We start from the raw sequence: 6,641 nt of genomic DNA, 5'->3' as shown, positions 1-6,641 counted from the left end.
GCCGATGGTACTGCAACCGAGAGGCTGTGGGAGAGTAGGACGCCGCCGGACATACATTGGGAGAGGGGCCGCCACCAGGCGGCCCCTCTTTCCCATTTACCCACCTTGTGGTCCTCACCTGTGCGAGGTGTTGCGCGCCAGGAGCTGTCCACAACTGTTGTTGTACTGCTCTGTGTGCACAGGCGTCAGATGTCCCGGCCCCGATGTCGGTGGCCTGCCCCAGCCTCGGAGCTGGAGGTGATGTGCATGTCTGCACAGGCAATGACCGGCCCCACGGCCGGCCGTGAGGGAGACGTCAACGTCGTCCGTCTGGTGGGTCGGGTGTCCGCGGCCCCTGAGGAAGTCGCGCTTCCCAGCGGTGACGTGTTGTGCTCGTTCCGAGTGGTGGTCGGGCGACCGGAGGGCCACCAGTCCCGACAGCGCGTCGACGCCCTCGAGTGCACCGCGTGGCTGCCCCGCGTCCGGCGCTCAGCCATGGGGTGGCAGCCCGGGGACGTCGTCGAGGTCGAGGGTGCCGTCCGGAGGCGCTTCTTCCGGGCCGGCGGATCTGCTGCCTCGCGGGTGGAGGTGGAGGTCAGCTCGGGTCGACTGGTGCGGCGTGCAGGGAGCGCATGAGCACGCCCAGGCTCGGCTTGGGCTGGAAGGACGTGGCCTTCTCGGGGAGGAGGCGACCCCGGTTGATGACCCTCACGACGTCGCCGAAGTCCGGTGCAGGGAGCAGCACGCCGACGGCGGTCGGACCCGCCAGCGCCAGGGCCTCCTCGACGCTGTGGTGGTATGCCACCTGCGGGGACGTCAGCGTCGGGACGAGGTCCCGGTGGAGCCACTCGACAGGCAGGAGCCCCCGGTCCGGGACGTCGATCGCCGACCAGGCATCGCCGTCGGTCGCGGTCAGGGTCCCGGGGGCCAGGGCGATGAGCGCCGTACCTGCCTGCAGGCTCCTCGTGGTCGCACCCGCGGCTCGCGCCGCCGAGAGCAGGTCGTCGAGCCCCACTCCTCGCAGCGTGCGGTGGATGGCGCCGAGGAAGAGCCCGGTGTCCCCCTGGTCGACCAGCATGGCCAGTCCGCTGTCCCAGCCGGTGCCGGGGTGCTGGTGCTGGAGCCTCAGGTAGGCGGCGTACCGGTGGTGACCGTCGGCGATGAGCACGGAGGCCCCCGCCAGCTGGTCGTTGATGAGGGCGACGTCGGCCGGGGTGTCGATGCGCCACAACCGCTGCTGCTGCCCCGCCCGGTCGCTGAACGCGCGGTGCGGCGTGGTGGTGACCAGGCGTCGTACGAGATCACGCACCCCGGTGGGACCGTCGTGCACGAGGAGGATCGGTGCCGGGTTCATCTCCATCTCCAGCATCCGGTCGGCGAGCTCGTCCACCTGCACCGGGTGGATCCCCTCGTGGGGCCAGACGGCCCGGTCGTCGAGCCCCGTCGCCCGCCGGGAGAGATCGAGGGTGCCGACGATGCCGCGGACGGTGAGACCGCCCGCGGTGTACTCGTGGAGGTACAGCGCCGGCGTCGTGTCCTGGGTCACGTGCCCGCGGCGCTCCCACTCCGCCAGCCGGCCGGCGACCGACCGATAGGGTCGCGCGAAGGCGCGAGCCGAGGCAGGGTCCCCGACCCGGGCGGGGGACAACATCATTCCCCGGAACGGGGCGAGTCCCAGTGGCTTCGCGACGTACGGCGGCGTGACCACGGTGGCGGCGAAGTCCATCGAAGCATCGTAGGGGCCGAAGAGTTTCGGTCGGTGGGAGGGTGAGAGTGCTCAACGCGTGCGACGACTCGTTGCTGGAGTCGTATGACCTGGCGATGTTCGACCTCGACGGCGTGGTCTACGTGAGTGGTGCGGCCATCGACGGGGTTCCCCACCGGCTGCGGCGGGTCCGCGAGGCGGGGGTGCACCTTGCGTTCGTCACCAACAACGCCTCCCGGACGCCCGAGAAGGTCGCGGCCAACCTGGTGAAGCTGGGGATCGACGCCACCGCGGACGACGTGGTGACGTCGGCGCAGGCGGCCGCGCGGGTCCTGCGGGAGCGGTTCGGCGCCGGGGCACGTGTCCTGCTGCTCGGTGGTGCGGGACTCGAGGCCGCCCTGGCGGCGGAGGACCTGGTCGCGGTGGCCGAGCCCGACGACGTCGTGGCGGTCGTCAGCGGCTACGGACCCGAGGTCCTGTGGAAGGACATCATGCGCGCCGCGACCCTCGTCAAAGGCGGTCTGCCCTACGTCGCGAGCAACACCGACATGACGATCCCGACCGACTACGGGCTGGCTCCCGGACACGGGATGCTGGTCAAGGCGATCTCCGACTTCGCGGGGGTGCAGCCCGTGGTGGCGGGCAAGCCGGCGCGCCCGCTCCTCGACGAGACCTTGCGTCGGGTGGGTGGACAGCGCCCCCTGATGATCGGGGACCGTCTGGACACCGACATCGAGGGAGCGCGGGTGGTCGAGGTCGACTCGCTGCTGGTGATGACCGGCGTCACCCACCTGCCCGAGCTGGTGGCCGCGGCACCCGAGATGCGCCCGACGTACGTGGCCGCCGACATGGAAGGCCTCTTCGAGCCCCACCCGGTCCCGGACACCGCCGATGACGGGGCGGTCGGGCTCGGTGGCTGGACCGCGCGCGTGGTCGACGGGCGGCTCGAGGTCGAAGGGGACGGCGGTACGTCGGACTTCTGGCGGGTCGTGGCGGTCGCGGGCTGGGCCCACCTGGACGAGACCGGCGAGGCCGCGTCCGTCGACGGCGTGTCGGTGCCGGAGGGCTCTCGGGCGGGGGAGCACGGGTAGCGTGCGCGACATGGACCAGCAGCACCCCGACGACGAGACCCAGGACCGCGGGTCCGCCGGCACCGACACCGCGGGATCGACCGGTGTGGCCGAGGTCGATGCCGTCCTGGCCTCCCTGGACGGCTTGGCCGACCGGCCGGTCGCCGAGCACGTGGCGGTGTTCGAGCAGGCCCACGACCGCCTGCGGCGTGCGCTCGACGCACCCGCGGACTGAGGACGATGCCTCCCCGTCGGCTCCGGCTCGACGCCGAGCTCGTCCGTCGCGGCCTGGCCCGCTCCCGGGAGCACGCGAGTGAGCTGATCGCCGAGGGCCGCGTCAAGGTCAGCGGTGCGGTGGCCACCAAGCCCGCCACGGGCATCACCACCGACGTCGCGATCGTCGTACGCGAGGACCCCGACCGTCCCGAGTACGTCTCGCGCGGCGGTCACAAGCTCGCGGGCGCGCTCGATGCCTTCGCTGCCCACGGTGTGGTGGTCGAGGGCAAGCGGTGCCTCGACGCGGGCGCGTCGACCGGCGGGTTCACCGACGTGCTGCTCCGCCACGGGGCACGCGAGGTCGTGGCCGTCGACGTGGGCTACGGCCAGCTGGCCTGGTCGCTGCAGAGCGACGACCGCGTGATCGTGCACGACCGCACCAACATCCGCGAGCTCACCCTCGACCTCGTCGGCGAGCCGGTGGACCTGGTGGTCGGCGACCTGTCCTTCATCTCCCTCGAGCTCGTGCTCGACCCGCTGATCTCCGTCACGTCGCCTGGTGGCGAGCTGGCGTTGATGGTGAAGCCCCAGTTCGAGGTGGGCAAGGACCGGGTCGGCAAGGGGGGAGTGGTCCGCGACCTCGGGCTGCGGGCCGAGGCGGTGACCGCCGTCGCCGACGCGGCCGCCCGCCGCGGCTGGGGTGCCGTGGCCGTCACGACCAGCCCGCTGCCCGGCCCGTCGGGAAACGTGGAGTTCTTCCTGCTGCTCAGGAACGGCCCCGCGAGCATCGGCGCGGAGGACATCGCCGCCGAGGTGCAACGCTCCGGAGCTCTGGGGGTGCCAGGTGAGAGGGTGGACCCGTGACCGACCACCCCGCCGCCGCGCCCGCGCACGACGACGTGCGCCGCGTGCTGGTGCTGGCCCACACGGGGCGTGAGGAGGCGCGCGAGGTCGCGCGCGACTGCGTCCGGGCGCTGACCGCCCACGGCATCGTCGTACGCCTGCTGGCCGAGGAGGCGGAGGACCTCGACCTCGCCGCAGGCACCCTGGAGCCCGCGCTCGAGACGGTCGACGCGGCCCAGCACGCCGGCGTGGGCTGCGAGCTGGCGCTGGTGATCGGTGGCGACGGCTCCATCCTGCGGGCCGCCGAGATGACGCACGCCAGCGGGACACCGCTCCTGGGCGTCAACCTCGGCCACGTGGGGTTCCTGGCCGAGGCCGAGCAGGACGACGTGGAGTCGACCATCGACGCCATCGTGGCGCGGCGCTACATCACCGAGGAGCGGCTCACCCTCGACGTGAGCGTCTACCGCGACAAGGAGCTGGTCGCCGAGACCTTCGCCCTCAACGAGGCGAGCGTGGAGAAGGCCGCCCGGGAGCGGATGCTCGAGGTCGTCGTCGAGATCGACGGTCGTCCGCTGTCCCGCTGGGGCTGCGACGGGGTGGTCTGCGCGACCCCCACCGGTTCGACCGCCTACAACTTCAGCGCCGGGGGCCCGGTCGTGTGGCCGGGTGTCGAGGCGCTGCTGATGGTGCCGATCAGCGCCCACGCGCTCTTCGCCCGTCCCATGGTCGTGGCGCCCACCAGCGTCCTCGCGGTCGAGGTGCTCGGCAACACCGAGGGAGCCGGTGTGCTGTGGTGCGACGGTCGCCGCACGGTCGACCTGCCACCGGGTGCCCGCATCGAGGTCCGCCGCGGTGTCCGGCCGGTGCGCCTGGTGCGACTGCACCAGGCTCCGTTCACCGACCGCCTGGTCGCCAAGTTCGACCTGCCCGTCGAGGGGTGGCGCGGTGCGGCCGAGCGTCGTCGCCGCGAGGTGCCCCAGATCGAGGAGGTCAGCGTCGATGTTTGAGGAGATCCGCATCAGCTCGCTGGGCGTGATCGAGTCGTCGACCCTGCAGCTCGGCCCCGGCCTGACGGTCATCACCGGCGAGACCGGTGCCGGCAAGACGATGGTGGTGACGGCGCTCAGCCTGCTCCTCGGGGGCCGGGCCGACACCGGTGCCGTCCGCTCGGGGTCCGCGCACGCCCGGGTGGAGGGTGTCGTCGACGCCAGGACGCTCACCGCCTTCTGCGCGGCGGTCGACGAGGTCGGCGGGGACACCGAGGACGGCCAGGTCGTCATCGCCCGCAACATCGCCGCCGAGGGGCGCTCCCGTGCGTGGGTGGGCGGTGCCTCCGTCCCGGTCTCGAGGATGGCCGAGGTGACCGAGTCGCTGGTGGCCGTCCACGGTCAGTCGGACCAGCACCGCCTGTTGCGAGCCGGCGCCCAGCGCGACGCTCTCGACCGCCACGCCGCGGCTGCCGTCGACGCGTTGCTGGCCGAGTGGCGGCGTCTGCACACCGAGCTCAGCGACGTCGAGCGCGAGCTCGACGACGTCGTCACCCACGCCCGTGAGCGGGCCCAGGAGGCCGACCGGCTGCGCTTCGGCCTCGGCGAGGTCGAGGCCGTCTCCCCGGAGCCGGGCGAGGACACCGCGCTGGCGGCCGAGGAGTCGCGGCTCGGCTACGCCGACACCCTGCGCACCGCCGCCGAGCAGGCCCGCGAGGCGCTGTCCAGCGACGACGACGCCCCCGACGCACTGGCCACCACCGCCGCTGCACGCACCCTGCTCGAGGGAGTGCGTGACCACGACCCGGAGGCCGGCGAGCTGGCCGACCGGCTGGCCGAGCTGACCTACCTGCTGTCCGACCTGGCGGCCGACGTGGCGTCGTACGCATCCCGCCTCGACATCGACCCCGCCCGTCTGGCCGCGGTGAGCGAGCGCCGGGCGGCGATCACTGCACTGACCCGCAAGTACGGCGAGACCGTCGAGGACGTGCTCGCCTGGGCCCAGGAGAGCTCACGCCGCCTGCTCGACCTCGACGACACCGACGGCCGCACGGACACCCTGCGGGCGGAGCAGTCGCGCCTGCGCGCCGAGCTGGCCGACGCCGGGGTGCGCCTGTCCGCCGCCCGGCAGACAGCCGCCGCGGAGCTGGGGGACCAGGTCAGCGGCGAGCTGACCCAGCTGGCGATGCCGCACGCGGTCGTGACGATCGCGGTCGGCCAGCACGAGGTGGCCGAGCCGGAGCGCACCACCCCCGGGGTGCTGCGCGTGGGGAAGCGCTGGCTGCGAGCCACCACGAGCGGCCTCGACGAGGTGGAGTTCCTGCTCGCCGCCAACACCGGCAGCGAGGCCCGGCCGCTGCACAAGGGCGCATCGGGGGGCGAGCTGTCGCGCGTGATGCTGGCCCTCGAGGTCAGCCTCGCCGAGTCCAACCCGGTGCCGACGTTCGTCTTCGACGAGGTCGACGCCGGCGTCGGTGGCAAGGCCGCGATCGAGATCGGCCGCCGGCTGGCCCAGCTGGCCCGTCGCGCCCAGGTGCTGGTCGTCACCCACCTGCCACAGGTGGCCGCCTTCGCCGACCGGCACGTGGTCGTCCACAAGCAGAGCGACGGCACGGTCACCACGTCCGGGCTCGTGGTGCTCGACGACGCGGCCAGGGAGAAGGAGCTCTCCCGGATGCTCGCCGGCGTCGAGGAGTCGGACTCCGCCCGGGCCCACGCCCGCGAGCTGCTCGACACGGCCGCCCCCTCCCGCGCCGGGTCCTGACCACGAGCCCTGACGAGCGCTGCCGCGCCCGGGTCGGCGGTCGGCGGACAGGTGAGCGGCCTCACGGGATCGAC

Annotated in this window: 7 protein-coding genes; 6 read left to right on the top strand and 1 reads right to left on the bottom strand. The window is 73.0% G+C overall.

Annotated features, from left to right (window positions below; genetic code table 11):
* Nucleotides 1–246 precede the first annotated feature (246 nt).
* Entirely contained in the window at nt 247–615 is a 369-nt protein-coding gene (locus ASG88_RS22790) for a single-stranded DNA-binding protein (protein WP_235534935.1), read from the top strand.
* Here ASG88_RS22790 and ASG88_RS20365 read toward each other — a convergent pair.
* Nucleotides 575–1,705 carry a DUF1015 family protein gene (locus ASG88_RS20365; protein ID WP_056889257.1) on the bottom strand — a complete coding sequence of 377 codons (1,131 nt, stop codon included), beginning with the start codon at nt 1,703–1,705 and terminating at the stop codon, nt 575–577. The genes ASG88_RS22790 and ASG88_RS20365 overlap by 41 nt on opposite strands.
* 47 nt (nt 1,706–1,752) lie before the next feature.
* Here ASG88_RS20365 and ASG88_RS20360 point away from each other — a divergent pair, with 47 nt between their 5' ends.
* The 5 genes from ASG88_RS20360 to recN are packed head-to-tail and all read left to right on the top strand — an operon-like array spanning nt 1,753 to nt 6,567.
* Entirely contained in the window at nt 1,753–2,775 is a 1,023-nt protein-coding gene (locus tag ASG88_RS20360; protein ID WP_235534934.1) for an HAD-IIA family hydrolase, read from the top strand.
* A 10-nt stretch (nt 2,776–2,785) separates the two neighbouring features.
* Nucleotides 2,786–2,989: a hypothetical protein gene (locus ASG88_RS20355; RefSeq protein ID WP_157559851.1), complete on the top strand. Its 204-nt coding sequence runs from the start codon at nt 2,786–2,788 to the stop codon at nt 2,987–2,989.
* A gap of 5 nt (nt 2,990–2,994) precedes the next feature.
* Nucleotides 2,995–3,834, top strand: coding sequence for a TlyA family RNA methyltransferase (locus ASG88_RS20350; RefSeq protein ID WP_056889254.1), 840 nt, complete (start codon nt 2,995–2,997; stop codon nt 3,832–3,834).
* Nucleotides 3,831–4,823, top strand: a complete 993-nt coding sequence (locus ASG88_RS20345) for an NAD kinase (protein ID WP_235534933.1) — start codon at nt 3,831–3,833, stop codon at nt 4,821–4,823. The genes ASG88_RS20350 and ASG88_RS20345 overlap by 4 nt, the downstream gene beginning before the upstream one ends.
* A complete protein-coding gene (gene recN / locus ASG88_RS20340) occupies nt 4,816–6,567 on the top strand; it encodes a DNA repair protein RecN (RefSeq protein ID WP_056889253.1) in 1,752 nt (583 codons plus the stop codon). The genes ASG88_RS20345 and recN overlap by 8 nt, the downstream gene beginning before the upstream one ends.
* The last annotated feature ends 74 nt before the right edge of the window (nt 6,568–6,641 follow it).

This window comes from Nocardioides sp. Soil777 (assembly GCF_001428425.1).
GTDB lineage: Bacteria > Actinomycetota > Actinomycetes > Propionibacteriales > Nocardioidaceae > Nocardioides > Nocardioides terrigena.
Note: the sequence above shows the minus strand (reverse complement) of the source record. Positions and strands in the feature narration are given on the sequence as shown.